The 17847-nt window shown below is 71.0% G+C and carries 15 protein-coding genes and 3 pseudogenes; 9 read left to right on the top strand and 9 right to left on the bottom strand.

What is annotated here, in order from left to right; genetic code table 11:
- Window positions 1–40: 40 nt before the first annotated feature.
- From BS80_RS42270 to BS80_RS38800, 4 genes and pseudogenes are all read right to left on the bottom strand, one after another.
- Complete coding sequence (locus BS80_RS42270; RefSeq protein ID WP_051965532.1) at window positions 41–2602, bottom strand: pectinesterase family protein; 2562 nt, start codon at window positions 2600–2602, stop codon at window positions 41–43.
- A 471-nt stretch (window positions 2603–3073) separates the two neighbouring features.
- Window positions 3074–3208: pseudogene (locus BS80_RS43970) on the bottom strand (hypothetical protein); the annotation flags it as partial.
- Window positions 3209–3249: 41 nt separating this feature from the next.
- Window positions 3250–3699 (bottom strand): annotated as a pseudogene (locus BS80_RS44240) (winged helix-turn-helix domain-containing protein); the annotation flags it as partial.
- 600 nt (window positions 3700–4299) lie between these two features.
- On the bottom strand, window positions 4300–5082 hold the full coding sequence (locus BS80_RS38800; RefSeq protein WP_198045386.1) for a hypothetical protein: 783 nt from the start codon (window positions 5080–5082) through the stop codon (window positions 4300–4302).
- 59 nt (window positions 5083–5141) lie between these two features.
- Between BS80_RS38800 and BS80_RS00410 the strand changes: the two are divergent.
- Window positions 5142–5321 (top strand): annotated as a pseudogene (locus tag BS80_RS00410) (IS256 family transposase); the annotation flags it as partial.
- A 7-nt stretch (window positions 5322–5328) separates the two neighbouring features.
- Here BS80_RS00410 and BS80_RS00405 read toward each other — a convergent pair.
- Window positions 5329–6549, bottom strand: a complete 1221-nt coding sequence (locus BS80_RS00405; RefSeq protein ID WP_083973992.1) for an MFS transporter — start codon at window positions 6547–6549, stop codon at window positions 5329–5331.
- A gap of 163 nt (window positions 6550–6712) precedes the next feature.
- Between BS80_RS00405 and BS80_RS41440 the strand changes: the two genes are divergently transcribed.
- The gene (locus BS80_RS41440; protein WP_051965527.1) at window positions 6713–7666 is read left to right on the top strand and encodes a hypothetical protein; all 954 of its coding nucleotides are present in this window, start codon (window positions 6713–6715) and stop codon (window positions 7664–7666) included.
- A 234-nt stretch (window positions 7667–7900) separates the two neighbouring features.
- Here the strand turns inward: BS80_RS41440 and BS80_RS43730 are convergent, their stop codons facing one another.
- Window positions 7901–8038 carry a hypothetical protein gene (locus BS80_RS43730; RefSeq protein WP_198045385.1) on the bottom strand — a complete coding sequence of 46 codons (138 nt, stop codon included), beginning with the start codon at window positions 8036–8038 and terminating at the stop codon, window positions 7901–7903.
- A gap of 362 nt (window positions 8039–8400) precedes the next feature.
- Here BS80_RS43730 and BS80_RS40170 point away from each other — a divergent pair, with 362 nt between their 5' ends.
- The 4 genes from BS80_RS40170 (at window position 8401) to BS80_RS00380 (ending at window position 11703) form a co-directional block, all read left to right on the top strand.
- Window positions 8401–8820 (top strand): hypothetical protein, encoded by a 420-nt coding sequence (locus BS80_RS40170; RefSeq protein ID WP_157535698.1) that lies wholly within the window; start codon window positions 8401–8403, stop codon window positions 8818–8820.
- A 392-nt stretch (window positions 8821–9212) separates the two neighbouring features.
- Window positions 9213–9731 carry an NUDIX domain-containing protein gene (locus tag BS80_RS00390; RefSeq protein WP_232246297.1) on the top strand — a complete coding sequence of 173 codons (519 nt, stop codon included), beginning with the start codon at window positions 9213–9215 and terminating at the stop codon, window positions 9729–9731.
- Window positions 9732–9979: 248 nt separating this feature from the next.
- Window positions 9980–10399, top strand: a complete 420-nt coding sequence (locus tag BS80_RS00385; protein ID WP_035791387.1) for a YciI family protein — start codon at window positions 9980–9982, stop codon at window positions 10397–10399.
- The gene (locus BS80_RS00380) at window positions 10372–11703 is read left to right on the top strand and encodes an RNA polymerase sigma factor (RefSeq protein ID WP_035791385.1); all 1332 of its coding nucleotides are present in this window, start codon (window positions 10372–10374) and stop codon (window positions 11701–11703) included. Before BS80_RS00385 ends, BS80_RS00380 begins: the two co-directional genes overlap by 28 nt.
- A 272-nt stretch (window positions 11704–11975) precedes the next feature.
- Here BS80_RS00380 and BS80_RS00375 read toward each other — a convergent pair whose 3' ends face one another.
- Window positions 11976–12815 (bottom strand): helix-turn-helix transcriptional regulator, encoded by an 840-nt coding sequence (locus BS80_RS00375; protein WP_035791383.1) that lies wholly within the window; start codon window positions 12813–12815, stop codon window positions 11976–11978.
- A gap of 127 nt (window positions 12816–12942) precedes the next feature.
- Between BS80_RS00375 and BS80_RS00370 the strand changes: the two genes are divergently transcribed.
- Window positions 12943–14007 (top strand): aldo/keto reductase, encoded by a 1065-nt coding sequence (locus BS80_RS00370; RefSeq protein WP_035791381.1) that lies wholly within the window; start codon window positions 12943–12945, stop codon window positions 14005–14007.
- 416 nt (window positions 14008–14423) lie between these two features.
- Window positions 14424–14816 (top strand): hypothetical protein, encoded by a 393-nt coding sequence (locus tag BS80_RS42255; protein ID WP_083973990.1) that lies wholly within the window; start codon window positions 14424–14426, stop codon window positions 14814–14816.
- Between the two features lie 81 nt (window positions 14817–14897).
- Here the strand turns inward: BS80_RS42255 and BS80_RS00360 are convergent, their stop codons facing one another.
- On the bottom strand, window positions 14898–15488 hold the full coding sequence (locus tag BS80_RS00360; protein WP_035791379.1) for a TetR/AcrR family transcriptional regulator: 591 nt from the start codon (window positions 15486–15488) through the stop codon (window positions 14898–14900).
- 85 nt (window positions 15489–15573) lie between these two features.
- On the opposite strand from BS80_RS00360, the gene BS80_RS00355 reads away from it, so the two are divergent.
- Window positions 15574–16473 (top strand): alpha/beta fold hydrolase, encoded by a 900-nt coding sequence (locus tag BS80_RS00355; RefSeq protein ID WP_035791376.1) that lies wholly within the window; start codon window positions 15574–15576, stop codon window positions 16471–16473.
- Window positions 16474–16621: 148 nt separating this feature from the next.
- Here BS80_RS00355 and BS80_RS00350 read toward each other — a convergent pair whose 3' ends face one another.
- Window positions 16622–17047, bottom strand: a complete 426-nt coding sequence (locus BS80_RS00350) for a hypothetical protein (RefSeq protein WP_035791374.1) — start codon at window positions 17045–17047, stop codon at window positions 16622–16624.
- Window positions 17048–17847 lie beyond the last annotated feature (800 nt).

Here is a 17847-nt window from a genome sequence, read left to right as displayed (position 1 = left end):
CCGACCGTTGCCGGACCGGCTCAGCGTCCAGCGGCGGCTGTCACAGGGCCGGGTAGGCCGGGAAGGAGCAGCTCAGTGCGGCGCTGTCGGTGGCGGTCGGGGTGACCGTGACGCCGGTGCCGGAGAGCGCGAGGTTGGTGTTCGCGGTGCTGATGTGCGCGTACTGAGCGGTGTTTTTGGCCGCGTCGAGTTGGACGTTCTTGAGGGTCAGTCCGAGGGGCAGTACGGCGCTGTACCCCTGGAACACCGAGTTGGCGCCGGAGGGGGAGTCGGCCGACTTGACCCCGTCCACCACGATGCCGGTGAACTGCGGGATCGAGGAGCCGCTCCCGCCGGAGTAGTGGGTGTCGAAGACGAGCGGCGCGCGCACCGCGTCCAGGCAGGTGTTGAGGTAGGTGACGTCGGAGACCTTTCCGCCGTTCGCGGCCGAGCTCTTGATTCGGATGCCGGCGCTACTGGCGCTGACGATCCCCGAGCTGTCGGTTCCGGTCAGGGTGTTGTCGCGGAAAAGGATGTTGCTGACGCCCCCGTTGGTCTCGCTGCCGATGGAGATGCCGTGGGTGCCGTAGAAGTGGCTGTTCTCGATCGTCATGTTGCTCGCTGCGCTGCCGCCCTTGATCGCGACGCCGTCGTCACCGGTCTGGATGTAGGAGTCGTTGATGGTGACGTTGGTCGAGCCGGCCGGGTCGATGCCGTCGGTGTTGCGGGCGTCGGCCGGGGTCTTGATCCGCACGCCCCACGCGGTGAAGCCGTTGCCGCCCTGGTAGACGACGTGGAAGTTGGGGGAGTTCAGCAGGTCGACGTCGTAGAGGGTGAAGTTGTCGGAGTTCACGGCCTGGATCAGCCGAGGGTTGTTCTGGTTGCCGCCGCTCACCTGTGCCTGGTGCGCCAGGCCCCACCAGGTGGTCGAGCCGCCCAGCATGGTGAGGTCTCCGCGGCCGTCGATCCGGCCCTGGCTGCCCGAAGGGCTGCGGAGGGCCTCGATGCCAGCGTCTGCTCCGGCGACCGAGATCAGCGGCCGGCAGCCGCGGCCGGCGGCGGCGACGGTGCCGCACTGGGACTGGCCGCTGATCTGGAAGTCGGCGGGGTTGCGGGAGCCGTAGAGCGTGGTGTCGCTGTCGAGCAGCAGGACCACGCCGTGGCCGATGGTGAGCGGTCCGGTCAGGAAGGCCGTGTCCGCGCCGCTGGAGGTGAGCTTGACGGCCACTGAGCCGGTGCCGGTCTGTACGCAGCCGTCGAGCGCGTGCTGGATCCGGGAGGTGTCCGGCGGGGCGGTCTCCTGCGCGGTGGCGGCGATCCGGTCGGGCATGGCCAGCGTGGAGGGGACGGTCGCGCAGACCGTGGGGAGAGTCGGCTGGGTGACGGTCCGGCTGTCACCGGACGCCAGACCGGCCGTACTGCCGCCGCCTGTGCTGCCACCGGTACCGTTGCCGCCGCCTGAGCCGCCGCCGGCCTTGATGCCGCCCACCGGGTTCCAGCCGTCGGTGCCCGCGAGGTACTTCTGCGCGGTGTAGTCGCTCGCCTGCGCGTCGCTCAGCTGAGGTGCGTTCTTGTCGGCGACCGCGCCGGGCCCGCTGTTGTGGTACTCGAAGAAGCGGGCGGAGGTCCAAGGGAACCCGGACATGTCGGTCCAGGGCTGGTCCGCGTGGATCGCGGCAGGCAGCACGGTGTCGCGTACCACCACCTGGGCGACGGACGTGCCGGTCGGGTGCCAGGGCCGACCGAGGTAGAAGGTGTTCGCCTGGCCGTTGCTTGAGACGGTGCTGTTGGTGATCAGGAAGCCGTACTTCTTGGCCGAGTCGGTGTTGGCCGCGGTGAGGAAGCCGTTGACGCCTCCGGCCGCCGCGCCGTTGTCGACCGCCTGGATGTTGTCGTGGTCGAACACCGCGGTCGCGTTGCCGAACATGAAGTCGACGGCGCCGGAGATGAAGTCGTCGAAGAAGTACTGCCGGTTCTGCGCGGTCGCCTCCGGCGACCAGGCCAGCACGGTGTCCTGGTGGCCGAGGAAGCGGTCGTTCTGGAAGACCTGGCGGTCTGCCTGGGCGTTCACCGCGACCGCCTGCGCCTCCTTGATGGAGGGGCTGGCGGCGGCGTCGAACGAGTTGCTGATCGTCACGCCTTCCACGGAGAGGTCGTTCGCCGAGAACGTCGCGGTGGCGCTGCCTGCGGTCCCGTACGTGCCACTGCCCGGCTTGGGCGTGCCGCTGGCATTGCCGAAGGTGATGACCACGTCGTCCGGGTTGCCGGTGGCGCCCCTGATCCTGAGATGGGTCTTGCCCGCCGGGACGTTCACCACCTCGTGGTACGTCCCCTTCTTGATCACGATCGTGCGCGATACCCCGTCCGCCGGCGCCGCGTCGATGGCGGCCTGCACCGTCCGGTCCTGCCCGGAGCCGTCCGCCGCCACCACGAACTTCTCGCCGTGGACGCTCGCGCTGGCGTAGAGGGGGATGGCCGCGACGGCGCCGACCAGGGCCAGCGCCCCGCCGGCGACGAAGGCGCGCCGTGCCGCACGGGATCGGCGGTGGCGGGTGGGGACAGCGGCTGGGGCTGCGGATGAGCCGCCGTGGCGGTCTCCACGGTGCTGGCGATCAGGTGACACCTGGTCAGTCCTTCCAAATGCGCTACGGCGGGGCGCACCGGCCGTATCAGCCGGTGCGGGTACGCCATGACGCTCTTCAGTGGCCGCCGCACGGCGAAAGGTTGCCGCCGATCGTGGAATTCCCAGAAAATCCTCGTCGGGCGCCGTCGCGAGGCCGGGCCGCCTCCCTGTTCGCCGATCGGAGCGCCCTGGCAGTGCGCCGCTCGCATCGAGGGGCACGAGCTGGCGTCGCGCGTCAGTGGGTCGGGTAGAAGTTGCCCCAGACCTGGGCTGCCGGTCCGGCACCCACTGCAGCGGTGGCGGCGTAGCTTCGTGCCGGGCCTGGCGGCGGTGAAGTCGCGGCCGACCAGGTCCGGAGCCGGGGCGGCCTTCGTGTCCTGCTTCGTCAGGTGGCGGCGCCGACGGCGGGTGATCCCGCGGATGTCGCGCGCGCATGATCCGTTCGACCCTCTTCCGCTTGATGCCGTGGCCTCTGCGCCGTAGCTCGGCCTGCACGCGAGGAGCGCCGTAGGCGCCCCGGGAGGCGGCTGGATCTCGCGAATCTCCCCGGCCAACTCGTCCTCGGCGCGCTGGCGTTCGACGACGGCCGGCCGCGCGGCGAGCCATGAGTAGTAGGTGGAGCGGCCGCGGCGAGACCTCCCGCCTCCACAGCTCCACCGCGTCGTCGTCGCGCTCGATCGCGCGCCGGGCGGGCTGTGCCACGACCAGCCGCGCCGCCGCAGCAGCCGCCAGGTGCCCTCGACGGTGTAGGAGACGTGGAACAGGCGGCCGATCATCGTCTTCACCCGGGCCAATGTCCACCGCTGGTCGGCCCACCCGTGGGCCAGCGGACCGCGCTCCAACTCCCGCTCCAGCCGAGCTATCTGCTTGTCCGACAGTCGGGGCCGGCCAGGCGATCCCTTCGACGCCACCCCGGCCAGGCCCTCCTCGCGCCACTGGCGCTGCCAGCGCTCCACCGACCGCTCCGAGACCCGCAACGAGGCAGCGATCTCCCGGTTCTTCTCGCCAGCCTCGAAGCCAGTCACGGCTTGGAGCCGGACCTGCTCTCGCCCGGCCCTCTCGGCGTCGGTCAAGCCACCGCCCTGCGGATATCTCACCCACCACGACTACCGAAACCACCCGCACGCTGTCCGACGAACAGCCCGACATCACCCGATCAAGTTCAGTAGTGCCGCGATAAGCCTTTCTGTGTGAATGCGGAAATCTGTGCTGGTGAGAGAAGATATTGTCTGGCGGGCTATGTAATGTTCCTGGTGTTGGAAGAGCAGGACGGCAGAAGCGGGCAGACACGAGCTGCCGTCCGGGATCAGCCTGCTGCACATCGAGGGTGCGCCCCCGAAATCCGCCGGGTGCTCGTGGCGCGCCTCCCTGGCTGCCCCGCACCTGCGATCACGGCCGCCGAGTGGGGGATGAGGTCGGCAGGAGCGGTTGCGACGTCGCAGCGGGGGAGCCGCCGCGGCCCGGCGCTCCGAAGTGCAAGCCTCGAAGGCGGTCAGGGGGTGGGCTCGGACGTCATGGGCCCCCGCTACCGCCGCCTGCCCGGTGGACTGCTCACCGCGCGGCCAACTCCTCCAGCAGCGCCTCGGCCTCCGTCAGACGTGGGTGTCCGAGACGGGTCCAGATGCTGATCGCCTCGGTCAGGGCCGTACTCGCCTCCGTCGGGCGGCTCAGCGCGGTCAGGCACCGGCCCGAGTCGGTCAGTGCCGTGGCCTCGCTGACCGGGTTGCCCGCGGTGCGGGCGACCGCGAGGGCCTCGGTGACGACCTCCAGGGCCCCCGGCGGACTTCCCTGCCGAGGTCGTCCGGCACCGGGTGCGGTGCGGCTCTGGTCCATCTCCGCCTGAGGCCACCACAGGTCGCCCGGCACCCGCTGGTGGCGGCCCTCCCAGCCCAGGGACTGGGCGGTGGCCAGCGCGGTGGGGAAGTCCCCGGCGAGGCGGGCCAGGTGCGCGAGGCCACGGCGGGCGGCCGGGGCGAGGCGGGTGTGCCTGCGGCGACCTTGGCCATGCCCTGGCGGGAGTCGGCGCTGCGGCCGAGGTCGCGCTGGGCCTTGGCCCGGTAGTAGAGGGCGAGGTCGGTGAGGTCGTCGGGCAGCAGGCGGCTGTCGAGGACGGCGCCCAGGCGCCCGACGGTGCGGTCGCGGTGCTCGTGCTGGCGGCGGGCGAGCGCGCTGAGGGTCTCGGCCAGGGCCTCGGCGGGGATGCGCGGCGAGTCCGGGACCGGCTGCTCGGCAGCGGCGGGCGGGGCGAGGGGCTCCCAGATCGAGTCGGAGACGTTGGCCCAGGCCGCGTCGGTCAGCCAGTCGAGCTCCAGGCGGTGTTCGTGGGCCAGTGCCGGGTCGGCCCACAGCAGGCGGCCTCGGCCGGTGATGACGGACAGTGCGTTGGGCATCGTCCATACCAAGCGCTGGAGGAGGCGTTCCAGGTCGCGGTTGGTGCGGTCGCCGGCGTCTTCGAAGGTGTCGAGCAGGATGACCGGCACAGTGCGGTGCTTGGGGGCAGGCGGGACAGCTCCCAGGCGAGCAGGTGCGGGTAGTAGCTGAAGTCACCCGCGGCGCGGGCAGCCCGGCCGCAGCCCTGACCATGGTGTTCAAGCTCGTCGAGTCCGCCCAGGCTCGCTGGCGCGCAATCACCGGCGCCCACCTCGTCGCTCTCGTCCGCTCCGGCGCCAGATTCAAGAACGGCGTCTTGATCGAGCGCGCCGAATCTACGGCGGCCTGATCACATGTCACCCAATACTTGGCTGTTCGAAGCGCCGGAAGTCCGGGACCGCCATATACAGCGCCAGCATGACTGCTACCACCAGCAGGCCCCCGCCCGTGACCGCCCACATGGGACCAACCACGGAGGCCGCTGCGCCGTGGGCCAGGCCCGCAAGGCGGGGGCCGCCAGCGGCTATGACCGTGTCGGCGCCTTGCAGACGACCTCGCAGCTCGTCGGTGACGACGGTTTGAAGTGCGGACTTGCGGAACGCGCTCAGCACAGTGAGCGCGGCGCCGGCCAGGACAAGCAGGCCCGAAGCCGCTGCCAGGGACCGGGCCAGGCCGAACCCGGCGATGGCCCCGCCCCAGCAGCAGACAGCGCCGCAGATCGCGGCACCATAGCGACGGTCCCGGGTGAAGGTCCCGGACAGCAGTCCAGCCAGCACGCTGCCGACCGGGATCGCCGCATACAGCACGCCCACGGCGTCAGCGCCGCGCAGTCCTGCGGCGAGCTGCGGATACATCGCGTAGGGCAGGCCGAGGAAGAGCGCTGAGAAGTCGGCGACGTAGGTAACGACCAGGACCTTGTCCATGGTGAGCAGCCGGAGCCCGGCCAACACGCCGTTCCTGCCAAGGCCGCGTCCGCCGGAGCCTATAGGCGGCAGCGGCGGGAGGTGCCACACGGCCAGGAGCGTCGCTGTGAGCGCCACGGCATCGATCAAGTAGAGCGTGGGGCTCCCGACAACAGGCAGCAGCGCGCCGGCCAGCAGCGGGCCCGCGATTCCCGCTGACCAGGAAGCCGTCGACTGCAGCGTGTTCGCCGCCGGCAGGACGGCAGCGGGTACCAGGCGAGGGACGACTGCGCCGCCTGCGGCGGCGTTCGCGCCGAAGCAGGCCTGTTGCAGCCCCACCAGGACGAGCAGTAGCGCCACCGAACGCAGGTGGGCAGCGGCTTGGAACCACAGCAGCAGCGAGGCCACCCCGATCCCGGAATTGGTGCACAGCAGCACCAGACGCCGGTCGGCGGTGTCCGCCACGGCTCCTCCCCACAGCGATCCGAGGACCATCGGAACGAAGCCGACAAGGCCCGCGAGTCCGACGTCGGCAGATGAACCGGTCAGGCTGTAGATCTGCATCGGCACGGCCACCGCCGTGAACTGAGCACCCGACGTCGTGATCGCACCCGCGAGCCACAGTCTGCGGAAGTCCTTATGCCGCAGCGGCTCGATATCCATGAAGATCCGCATGGCCAAACGCTGGGGCTTACCCCAGGGGCAAGGTCAATGCCTGGCCCACAGGAGCCCGCCCGCACCTGCCGGGCACCCGGGCATGCGTCAGCGAGTCTCGATCCACAAGTCTTGACAGTTACTCCTTCATTCCGAGCAGTGCGGGTATGATCACGGATTTGTGATGACTGAAACGCTTCAGCGGCAGAGCGAGCGCATGTCCGTGCATGCAGCCGTATCGCAGGCGCTTGCCCAATTCACAGATGCCGAGCTGTGTGCGCTTGTCACCGCCGCGAAGCCGCTGGGTCGCATCGGAAAGATGTCGCTGACCGAGTTCGCCGGCCATACCGTCTTCATCAAGCGAATTCCGCTCACCGAGCTGGAGCAACTGCCGGAGAACGTCGGCTCAACGGCGAATCTCCAGGGGCTGCCGCTCCACAGCCACTACGGCATCGGCTCTGGCGGGCTCGGTGCGTGGCGTGAGTCGGCCCTGCATGACCAGACCACCGCGTGGGTCCTCAACGGGGAACACGATGGCTTCCCGCTCACCTTCCACACACGCGTACTGCCGATATCCGCCCTACCGAGGTCCGAGATCACCGCGCACCCGCGGCAGGCAGACATCGTAGTGTTCCTGGAAAACGTTCCCCTGACGCTCGCAGACTGGATGCGACGACAGGCGGCCGCAGGCAGCTCGACGCTCGACTGTGCAGTCACCTCCGCTGCGGCGGCGCTGGAGGCCAGCGTGGCGTTCATGGGTTCGCGCGGCCTCGTGCACTTTGACACACACCGTGCCAACATCCTGACGGATGGAACACACTTCTACATCAAGAACTACTCACAGGCGCTAAGCCGGGACTTCACCCTCACCGATGAGGAACGCGACTTCCACCGCGCCCACGCGGACTACGACTGGATGCTGACCTTCTCGGAGCTCGTGAACGTCGTGGGCGACAACCTCCAAGGACTCGGTGACGAGGCCCTGGCCGTCATCCAGCGATACGCCCCCGTTGCGGCGCGTGCCAAGGCATTCTTCGACGGACTCGCCAACGGGCCCGAGGCGCCGCCGTTTCCCACAAGGGAGATCAGCACGTTGCGGGAAGATGCAGAGTCGGCCTCGATTCGTCGGGCCGGGTGAGTCGCTGACGGGCTCAGCGATTCGCCCCTTTCGTCCCTCGTGATCGGGGGATGGGGCCATCGAGTGTCGCTGCGGCTGCGCCCCGGTTCCGGGGGTTGTGCGGGTCCGCTCCCTCCTTCTCTCGTCGGTATGACCGTCGAGGAACACCAGCCGTGCCATGTTGGGACGCCGCGTCGGCAGCGTCGGCGCGGCACCGTCCAGGTAGCCGGCGAACAGCGCGTGGCCCGGGCGGTTTCACGCCAGCACGTCGCTGCGCCGGCCCAGCACGATCGCCGGGACGTCGGCCAGCGTGTCCAGCAACTGACCTGTCGCGTCCGTCATCTGTTGCGGTGCGGGCCGCCGGGAGGGGTAGCGGGTGCGGGTGCGGTGCACCCTCACGTCCTGGGGACGCAGCTGGGACCAGGGCGCCGGACCGCAGGTGGGCGCCTGGTTCAGCGGATGTGACCAGAAGGGCGGCAGGCAATGGACCACCCGCTCCACTGGCGCACCGTCTACCCGCCCGCCGGCCACGAGGGCTACCCGCCTGTCGCCCTGGTCCTCGTCCCCGGCCGCAAACGCGACCGGCCCGGCGCCAAGCCCCTCACCCTGAAGGAGAAGGCCGTGAAGGCCGCACGCGACCACGAGCGGCTGCTCCGCCGCCTCGACGCGGTGGAGGCCGGTTCCGCCGCCTTCTGGAGGGCGCGCCCGTACCCGTTCGCGGGGGTGACGGCGGGCACCACCTGCTGGCGCTGCCGGTGGTCGCCACCACGCTGCAGCTGCTCGACGACCAGGGCGCCGACGCCCCGGTGTGGCGGCGCTTCGGCCGCGACGGCTGGCACACCCCCACCGCCGCGCTGGACAACCCGGACGGTGACCGGCTCCTGGCCGTCGAGCGCCAGGCCGTGGCCGCCGCCCGCCGCGCCCGCGGGGAAGCCGAACGGGAGGAGAGCCGCCCGGCCTGCCGCCACTGCTCGGCGCCGTTCTCGGACGAGCGGTGGGAGGAGAACGAACGGGCTGGAACGACGACGGGCTGTGCGCCGGCTGCCGCCAGGCCGACGCCGAGGCCGCGGCCGCCGAGGCGAAGCGCATCGGCTCCTGGTGGCGCCGGACCTGACCCGGCCTCACCCACCGGCAGGCCGCTGACCTGCGGCGGAGAGTTTGGGCACCCCTGCTGACCTGCGGTGGGGAGTTTCGCCCCGAGGCCGCTGGTGAGTTTGCCCGCCCGACCCGGTGAGTTTCGCCTCGGAACCGGTGAGTTTCGCATGTCGCCGCAGTTCAGCGGCCGGTTAGAACGGACTGTGGTTTGCCGTCCGGGTGGCGGCGGGGTTCGGCGCGGTGGTGTGCTGGGCAGAGCCTTCGGCATGACGACTCCCACCCGGCCCAGCCGACGTCGCCGCCACCCGGCCGCGCCCATCGCGTCCGCGCCCGCCGCTCCGGTCCGCGCTGGTTGGCCGCCGGCCCCGGCCCGGCCGGCGTGCTGCCGGACGTGGTCGAGCGAGCACCTGACCCCGGGCGGGGTGGTCGTCCGCACCTGGCACGAGCCCGCCTGCCCGGCTTGGACAACGCGGTGACCAGCAACACGGTGACCGGGCCGGTGCGGGTGTGCGCGGTGCTGGTCCACGACGGCCGCCTGGCCCTGATCCGCCGCCAGCGGAAGGCCGGCCCCCAGCACTCGCTGCCCGGCGGTCTGGTCGAGGACGAGGGCGGCGAGGACCCGACCGACGCGCTGCGCCGGGAGCTGATCGAGGAACTCGGCCTCGACCTGGCAGTGCTGCCCGCACCGCCGGTGCTCCGCTTCGTCCAGGACCAGGAGACCGAGCGGCCGGGCGAGACCACGCCGTTCCGGCGCCGGCACCTGGTCTACGTTGCCCGCCTGCCCGACCACCTGGTGGCGACCGTCGCCGCGGTCGAGCAGGACGACCCGGACCAGGCGCCGGTGGTGTGGCTCCCGGTGGCCGACACGGCCGCCCTCCACCTGTACCCGGACGTCGGCGCCGCCCTCGACCAGGCCGTCCGGCTCGACACCGCCGCAGGCGGCCCGGTGCTGCTCCCGGCGATGACCGGAGCGTCCTACCAGTGGCGCTGACCTCCCGAGCGGAGGCCGCAGCCAGCCCGGCTGTGACTGTGCACCGTAGATGGCCGGCGTTTTCGCGCTACTTGGCGCACTCCGTGCTCCTCGGTTCCCGCTCACGCCGCCGGCCCCGGACTTCTCCGGCGCCGGACGTGGTGCGACCGGTCTGAGAATTATTCTTCCGTCGTGTCGATCTGTGGCTGCGCCGTTCGACCTAGGACTGAGAGGGTCGAGGAGACGACCTCTGAACAGGGAGACTGACGATGGCGAAGTACATGCTGATCATGCGGGGCACGGACGAGTCCGTCGCGAAGCTGATGACCACGCCGTTCGAGGAGATGCTGGACACGGTGGGCCGCTTCAACGAGGAGCTGATCCGGGCCGGGGTGCTCGTCGCCGCGGAGGGCCTGGACGACCCGTCTCAGGGAGTGGTGGTCGATTTCAGCGGCGAGACCCCGGTCGTCACCGACGGCCCGTACGGCGAGACCAAGGAGCTGTTCGGCGGCTTCTACCTGATCGACGTCGCCTCGAAGGAGGAAGCGGTCGAGTGGGCCAAGCGCCTCCCGGCCGTCGCCGGCTCCAAGTGCGAGGTGCGCCGCGTGCCGGGCATCGACGAGTTCCCGCAGGACAACGAGTGGATCGTCAAGGAGCGGGCGTGGCGCGAGCGGACCGGCCAGCTGTGACGACCCCGGCCTCCGACGGCCCGCCGAGCGCCGAGTCGGCCCGGCGGGCCGTCGAGGCCGTCTGGCGGATCGAGTCCGCGCGGATCGTCGGTGCCCTGGCCCGCTACACCGGGGACTTCGCGCTCGCCGAGGACGTCGCGCAGGAGGCGCTGGCCGAGGCACTCGTCTCCTGGTCGGCAGACGGTGCGCCGGCCAGCCCGGTGGGCTGGCTGCTCGCGACCGCGCGGCGGCGGGCCATCGACGCCTTCCGCCGCGGGTCGGCACTGGAGGAACGGTACGCCCTGCTCGCCGGCCCTCTCGCGGAGGGCGAGTTCAGCTCCGGAGCGCAGGACACACCCGACCGGCCGGACAACCTGCCCTGGGACCCGGACCGGGTCGACGACGACGTCCTCGCCCTCGTGTTCACCGCCTGCCATCCGGTGCTCTCGCCCGAGGCCCGGGTGGCGCTGACGCTTCGCGTGGTGGGCGGCCTGTCCAGCGAGGAGATCGCGCGCGCGTTCCTCGTGCCCACCCCGACCGTCCAGGCCAGGATCACCCGCGCGAAGAAGACGATCACCGCCGCCCACGTGCCGTTCGAACTCCCGGTGGCCGAGGAACGGCCGGGGCGCCTCAGCGCTGTCCTGAGCGTCCTGTACGTGATCTTCACCGAAGGCTCGACAGCGACCACCGGAGACCACCTGCTGCGCCCGGATCTCGCGTACGAGGCCGTGCGGTTGGCCCGGATGCTGGGCGCTCTGCTGCCGGGCGAGCCGGAGGTGCACGGCCAGCTCGCGTTGTTCGAGCTCACCGCCGCGCGCTTCCCGGCGCGCACCGGGCCCGACGGCGAGGCCGTACTGCTGGAGGACCAGGACCGCCGTCTGTGGGACCGCTCCGCGGCCCGTCGCGGCCTGGCCGCACTCGGCCGGGCTGCCGCCCTCGGGCGGGGCCTTGGACCGTACGGTCTGCAGGCGGGCATCGCCGCGTGCCACGCGACGGCGCCCTCGGTGCAGGAGACCGACTGGGAACGCATCGTGCTCCTGTACGAGGCGCTCGGCCGCGTGGCCCCGTCACCCGTGGTAGAGCTCAACCGGGCCGTGGCCGTCGCGATGGCGAGCGGACCGTACGAGGCACTGTCCCTGGTCGACGACCTGCTCGCCTCCGGCCGTCTGTCGGGCTCGCATCTGCTCCCGGGCGTGCGCGGCGAGCTGCTGGTCCGCCTCGGCCGCACCACCGAGGCCCGGGCCGAACTGGAACTCGCCGCCCGCCTGTGCGGCAACGCCCGCGAGCGGGCGGTACTGCTGCGCAAGGCAGCCGCCCTGGAGTGATGCGTCTGAGTGGCGAGGCCGTCCAGCTGGTCAGCTTCGCGATCGACATCGCGGTGGCTGCCCTGCGGTCGCCCCTCAGCCAGCGCCAGGTGGAGTGCTGAGGATGGCCACGTAGTGAGGAAGCCCTGGCCACCAACCCTGCACAGTGGCTGAGCCTGGTCACGTTGGTTGGAACCGGTGAGGGTCGGTGTGCTGTGGTTTCTGGTCCGGGGGGGCGTTTGTCGGCACCGGTGGGTTGTGCTTCCTGCCGCCGTCCGTGGGTTGGGGCCGGGTCATTGTGTGCGCAGTCGGTCCAGGAGCGCGTGGCTGTTCTGGTCGGCGGCGCGGTAGACCAGTAGGCGCAGTTGCGGGTCCTCCAGCGGGAGCAGGATCTCGAAGTCGACGGTGATCGCCCCGAGGCTCGGGTGCCGTAGTAGCTTGCGGCCGCGGCCGTTGACGCGGACTTCCCGTTCGGCCCAGAGTCGGGCGAAGTCCTCGTCCTGCGCGGTGAATTCGGCGATCAGCCCGGCCAGTTCGTGGTCCTCCGGGTGGGCGGCCCAGGCCGCGCGCAGATGGGCGACGCCGTCCCGCAGCACCCCCTCGCGGTCGGCGTAGAAGTCGCGCATCGGTGGGTGCAGCAGGCAGAGCCGCATGGCGTTGCGCCGGCTGGGCGGTACGGTGTCGAAGTCGGGTAGCAGCCGGGCCATTTCGGGGTTCCAGGCCAGCAGGTCGTAGCGGTGGTCCATCAGCATGGCGGGTAGCGGGGAGAGGTCGTGGACCAGGCGGGCCAGTGACGGCGCCGGGCCGGCGGCTGCCCCGTCGTCGGTGGTGGCGGGGCGGCGGCGTCCGGCCAGGTCGAAGAGGTAGTCGCGTTCGCCGGGCGCCAGTCCAAGGGCCCGGGCCAGCGCCGCGAGCACCTGCGCGGAGGGCCGCAGCCCCCGGCCCTGCTCCAGTCGGACCACGTAGTCGGTGCTGACCCCGGCCAGCTCGGCGACCTCCTCGCGGCGCAGCCCGGGCGTGCGTCGGGCCCGCCGGCGCGCAGGCAGGCCCAGCCGGTCGGGGTCCAGCCGTTCGCGCCTGTTGCGCAGGAAGGCGGCCAGTTCCTCGGTGGTGTCCACGGTTCGTGTCGTCATGACCGGTCCAACCGCCAGGGTGGGAGCGGCCTTCCCCGGAAGTTCCCTCCCTTATCCGGGGTCGGGCGGCGCCGCAGACTCGGTCCCGGCAATGGAACGCGAGCACACGCGAGCACAGGAGGACCTGATGGCACTGGCCTTGGACGACTACCGGCTGCTGGGCCGCTCGGGACTGCGGGTTTCACCGCTGGCTCTGGGCACCGCGACCTTCGGCACCGAATGGGGGTGGGGTGCTGAACGGGCTGAGGCCCGCAAGCTGTTCGACCGTTACGTCGGGCTCGGCGGCAACCTCCTGGACACCGCCGACACCTACACCGAGGGCAGCTCCGAGCGTCTGCTCGGCGAGTTCGCCCGCGAGGAGCGCGAGCGCCTGGTGCTGGCGACCAAGTATTCGACCATGCGTCGCCCCGGCGACCCGAACTCCGGGGGAGGGCACCGCAAGGCGTTGTTCGGCTCGGTGGAGGGCAGCCTGCGGCGGTTGGGCACCGACTACCTCGACCTGCTGTACCTGCACGTCTGGGATTTCCGGACGCCGGTGGAGGAGGTGCTGCGCGGCCTGGACGACCTGGTGCGGCAGGGCAAGGTGCTGTATGTGGCGATCTCCAACACCCCGGCCTGGCAGGTGTCGCGGATGCAGGCGATCGCCGACCTGCGTGGCTGGTCGCCGCTGGTCGCGCTGCAGGTCGAGTACAGCCTGATCGAACGCACCGCGGAGCGTGACCTGATCCCGATGGCCCGGGAACTGGGCCTGGGCGTCATCCCGTACTCGCCGCTCGGCGGCGGGGTGCTCAGTGGCAAGTACGAGCGGGAGGACGTGGGCGCGACGGGCGCCGGCCCCGACGGGAGTACCCGTCGGAGTCACAACCTCGCCCTGGGTACCCTCACCGAACGCAGCCTCGGCGTGGCCGGGGTGGTCCGGGAGTTGGCCGGGGAGCTGGGGTACACCCCGGCCCAGGTGGCGCTGGCCTGGACGCTGCGCAAGCCGGGCGTGACGAGCACGCTGCTCGGCGCCCGTACCCCCGCCCAGTTGGAGGACAACCTGGGCGCCCTGGCGGTCGAGCTGACGGACGGCCAGCTGGCCCGGCTCGACGCGGCGGGCGCGATCGCCCTCGGCCAGCCGCACGATCTGCTGGCGAGCGAGCCCATCCGGCAGGTGACCACGGGCGGCCTGCGAATCGAGACCCGCCGCTGACGGCCGGCCGTCAGCGGCGGGAGCCGGACTCTGGAGCCGTGGTCGGTTCACCGTCCGGGCGACCCGTTCGGATCGCTTGCGCCGTCCGGCTCGCCGTCCTCACGTCCGCAGGACGCAGGTGAGCCCTGTCGGCGCCGGCCGCCGCCGAGATCGAGGCGTCCTCGTTCCGCACGATCCGGCGGGTTCTGCGCGCGTTCGCTGCGCATGACGCCCGGGTGGTGGGCCGGATCACCGAGAGGCGCGGCATCCGCTCCCAGGGCACAGCGCACACCACGGCCACGGGGGCATCCGAGGCTGGCCCCGCCGAGGGCGAGCGGCCGGCCGCGCCCGAGTCTGCGGTCGACTGACACCACCGCCCCGGGGGCGGCCCGCGCACCGGGCCGCCCTCCTGCCTCATTGCGTAAGGAGAGATCCGGATGCGCGGCGCCGGCTACCACCTGCTGACCCGGCTCCTGACGGACGCCGGCCACACCTCCGAGCAGGCCGCCGCGGCCAACGCCCGGGCCGGGGACGACGTCCTGGACCGGGCGCAGGCCAACGTCACCAGCACCGGCTGCAGGTGCCCGACGGCCGGCCGGATGCCTGCGTCGAAGGCCGGCCGAACGCCGCCGAAGCCGCGAGCACGCGCCTGGGCGAGTACGCCGAGCGGGCCCGCGTCGAGGCCCGCGGCGGCGGCCCGGCCGGTCGAGCGCGGCTTCGCGCGCCTGAGGAACTGGCGCGTGCTCGGCAGGTTCCGCGCCGACCCGAAGCGGGCGACCGCGCCGGTGCGGGCTCTGCTCGTGCTGACGAACCGGGAAGTCGCCCGCTGACCGACGATCTTCACCCAAGTCACCCGCCCAGCGCTCATTGAGAGGCGTCTATGACTCTGGGACGGGAATTTGATGGGCCGGCTATCCGGCCGGTCTCAGCGCCCGTGCGAGCGCGTCGACGGTCACGCCGACGATCGCCCGGAGTTGCTCCGGGCTGGACCCGGCCCTGCCCATCACTGCGAGGGACTGGTTCACGGCCGCTACGTGTACGGCGAAGTCCTCGGCGTTCTCGGCGGACATTCCGCCGGCCTTCAGCGCGGTGCGCAGGCGCGGGCGCTGGAGGCCGAACAACTCTTTGACGTGCTCTGCGACGCTCGGGCTCAGTGCCGGACTCGCCATGACCGACTGGGCCATCAGGCATCCGTCGGGCACGGCGGGGTCGGCGATGCGTCCCAGAGTGACATCGAAGAACGCACGGACAGCGGCGACGGGGTCCTCGGCCGCGCAGGAGAGGGCGGCGTCGAACTTGTCGCCGTAGCGCGTGGCGTAGCGATCCAGGCAGCGTAGGAAGAGCGCGTCCTTGTCGCCGAGCGAGGAGTAGATCGAGCTGCGGTTCAGGCCGGTCGCCCGGGACAGGTCGTCGAGCGAGGTGTCGGCGTAGCCGGAGCGCCAGAACTGGATCATCGCGGCGTCGAGCACCGTGTCCATGTCGAACTGCTTCTTGCCTGCCATGCGGCCCATCCTCCCATCTTGGACTGATCAGTTCAAGACGTGCTAGCGTCGAATCACGGTCCACCCGCTTCGATGGAGGATTCCCATGACCAACCCCGACCCCGCCCTGCCCCTGCATCACCTGGCCGGATTCACGCACCGCTGGGTCGACGCCGACGGCGTCCGCCTGCACGCCGTCGAAGGCGGTCGGCCGGACGGACCGGCCGTCGTCCTGCTCACCGGATTCCCGCAGACGTGGTGGGCCTGGCGAAAGGTCATGCCTGCTCTCGCCGAACGGTTCCGGGTCATAGCGATCGACCGGCCGGGCCAAGGCAATTCCGAGCATCCGGAGCTCAGCTCCGACACGCACACGGTCGCCGCGCACATCCAGGCCGCCGTGAACGCTCTCGGCGTGCGGGACTACTGGCTCGCCGGGCACGACATCGGCGCCTGGGTCGCCTTCTCCCTCGCCCTGAACTACGAGAGCCGACTGCACGGGGTCGCGCTGCTCGACGCCGGAATTCCCGGTATCACCATGCCGGAAGCGATCCCTCTGGACCCGACTCTGGCATTCAAGACCTGGCACTTCGCGTTCCACATGGTGCCCGATCTTCCCGAGACGCTGATAGCCGGCCGCGAGCGGGAGTACATCAGCTGGTTCCTGAAGACCAAGTCCCTCACGCCCGACGCGTTCGAGGAAGCAGAGCTCGACCACTACGGCGCGGCCCTCGCCGTCGATGGCGGTCTGCGCGCAGGCCTCGCCTACTACCGCGACGCTGCCGAGTCCGCGCGCAAGAACCGCGCGGCACTCGAGCAACGGCGACTGACCGTGCCCGTCCTCGGGATCTCCAGCAGCCACGGCTCGATCCCGGATATGGCGGCCTCCATCAGCCCGTGGGCCGAGAACGTGACCGGCGTCATCGTGCCCGACGCCGGTCACTACATCCCCGAGGAGCAGCCCGAGGCCGTCGCCGCCGCCCTCACCGACTTCTTCAGCGGCCGTTAGCGCTGTGAGTGGGTGGGGTGGTGTCAGCGGGGTGGTCAGCAGCGCGTTGATCGGGGGGAGGGGCTGCTGATCTCGGTTTTTTCTTGAAGCGGCTGTGGGTTTCCGCTGTCACGGGGCGATCAAGCGCAGCTCTATGACACCGAAACAGCTAGATGTTGTTGTGCGGTGTGTTCTTCACGGCGGCGAGGAGCTGGTCCAGCTCGGGCCGTGAGGTCCGGTAGATGTTCAGGCGGGTCGACCTGCCGGTGCCCGGATTCCGGAGCCGCAGCGAGCTCCAGGTCGCCCCGAGTTTGACGTCGGTGATGACTGCCTGGGCTTCGCTTCGCGGTATGACGTGCACGAGGTCCGCAGGCTGGGGGCTCACTCGGGGGCCGCGGTGAACGACGACGGACTGCTTGGTCAGAGTGACGAAGTAGGTTTTGAGGAGGAAGATTCCGAACGGGCCGAACAGGCTCATGAGCCACGGCCGGGGACCGTTGACGGCGAGTACGACCGCGGTGGGCCGACCGTCCGGCTCGATCAGCCGCACCGCGCGCTTGGCCTGCTCCTGAAGGGCGAGCTTCTGGTCTTTCATGTGACGTGTGCTCCTTGAGTACTGGGTCTGGTGGGAACGTGGTCTTTGTTCCCGGAGTCGTTCGGTCGGCGCCAGCGGGCTCGCGGGTCTGTCACGACTTGACGTCGACTCCGGCTGATCGCCTGCTGCGGTGTTCCCTGACCGGGTCGATCGGGACGGATCCGCCGCTCAGCGGCGGACAGGTCGCGTGCCAGGCACCGGCGGGCTGGGGGGTGCGATCTGGGGGGGTGCGATCTGCGAGGTCGGCTGCCGTGGTCACCCCTCTGGGTGGGCTCCGCCCGTGTTGTTCGAGCTGTCAGCTTCGTCTCGCTGAGCAGGCGGTAGGTACGGGCGTCCTGGGCGATCTCGTCGAGGGTGATGGGGGTGGGGTCCGCGGCGATCTCCGAGAAGAGGGCCTGGGCGCTGGAGTCCGCCCAGATGCATTCGGCAGAGCCGATCGACGGCGGGGCGGTAGCGTTCTGCGCCGTGCAGGCCATCGCCCCGCCGCGCGGTCCGGGGTCCACTCGCTGGGGGTGGCGCAGCAGTGTGTCCCCACTTGCTGCTTGGCGAAGCGCCTGGTCCAGGGCTGCGGCGGGAGCGGATTCGTACTGCGGGTGCCCGAAGACGCGCACCTCGCCGGTGCTCGGGCTGCCGTAGAGGGCGGCGAACGCGTTGGGTGCAACCCGGCCCTTCGCGGCGTCGGCCCTTGGCCCGGACGACCATCGGGTCGTCCGGGTCGTTGGTCAGCCCCTTGAACTGCGTGGGTGCCACGAACTGGTAGGCCTGCTGGTGGTTCGGTCCGTCCTCGGAGTAGCCGATGC

Origin of the sequence: Kitasatospora mediocidica KCTC 9733 (assembly GCF_000744225.1) — a bacterium.
Taxonomy (GTDB): domain Bacteria; phylum Actinomycetota; class Actinomycetes; order Streptomycetales; family Streptomycetaceae; genus Kitasatospora; species Kitasatospora mediocidica.
This window is presented reverse-complemented; position numbering and strand designations above follow the sequence as displayed.

Bases quoted from the DNA above. Each gene is read 5' to 3' on its own strand.
- BS80_RS00375 (WP_035791383.1), bottom strand. From the start codon at position 12,815: ATGACGACACGAACCGTGGACACCACCGAGGAACTGGCCGCCTTCCTG.
- BS80_RS42255 (WP_083973990.1), top strand. From the start codon at position 14,424: ATGCGCGGCGCCGGCTACCACCTGCTGACCCGGCTCCTGACGGACGCC.
- BS80_RS41440 (WP_051965527.1), top strand. From the start codon at position 6,713: ATGACTGAAACGCTTCAGCGGCAGAGCGAGCGCATGTCCGTGCATGCA.
- BS80_RS00350 (WP_035791374.1), bottom strand. From the start codon at position 17,047: ATGAAAGACCAGAAGCTCGCCCTTCAGGAGCAGGCCAAGCGCGCGGTG.
- BS80_RS00405 (WP_083973992.1), bottom strand. From the start codon at position 6,549: ATGCGGATCTTCATGGATATCGAGCCGCTGCGGCATAAGGACTTCCGC.
- BS80_RS00370 (WP_035791381.1), top strand. From the start codon at position 12,943: ATGGCACTGGCCTTGGACGACTACCGGCTGCTGGGCCGCTCGGGACTG.
- BS80_RS00385 (WP_035791387.1), top strand. From the start codon at position 9,980: ATGGCGAAGTACATGCTGATCATGCGGGGCACGGACGAGTCCGTCGCG.
- BS80_RS00360 (WP_035791379.1), bottom strand. From the start codon at position 15,488: ATGGCAGGCAAGAAGCAGTTCGACATGGACACGGTGCTCGACGCCGCG.
- BS80_RS00355 (WP_035791376.1), top strand. From the start codon at position 15,574: ATGACCAACCCCGACCCCGCCCTGCCCCTGCATCACCTGGCCGGATTC.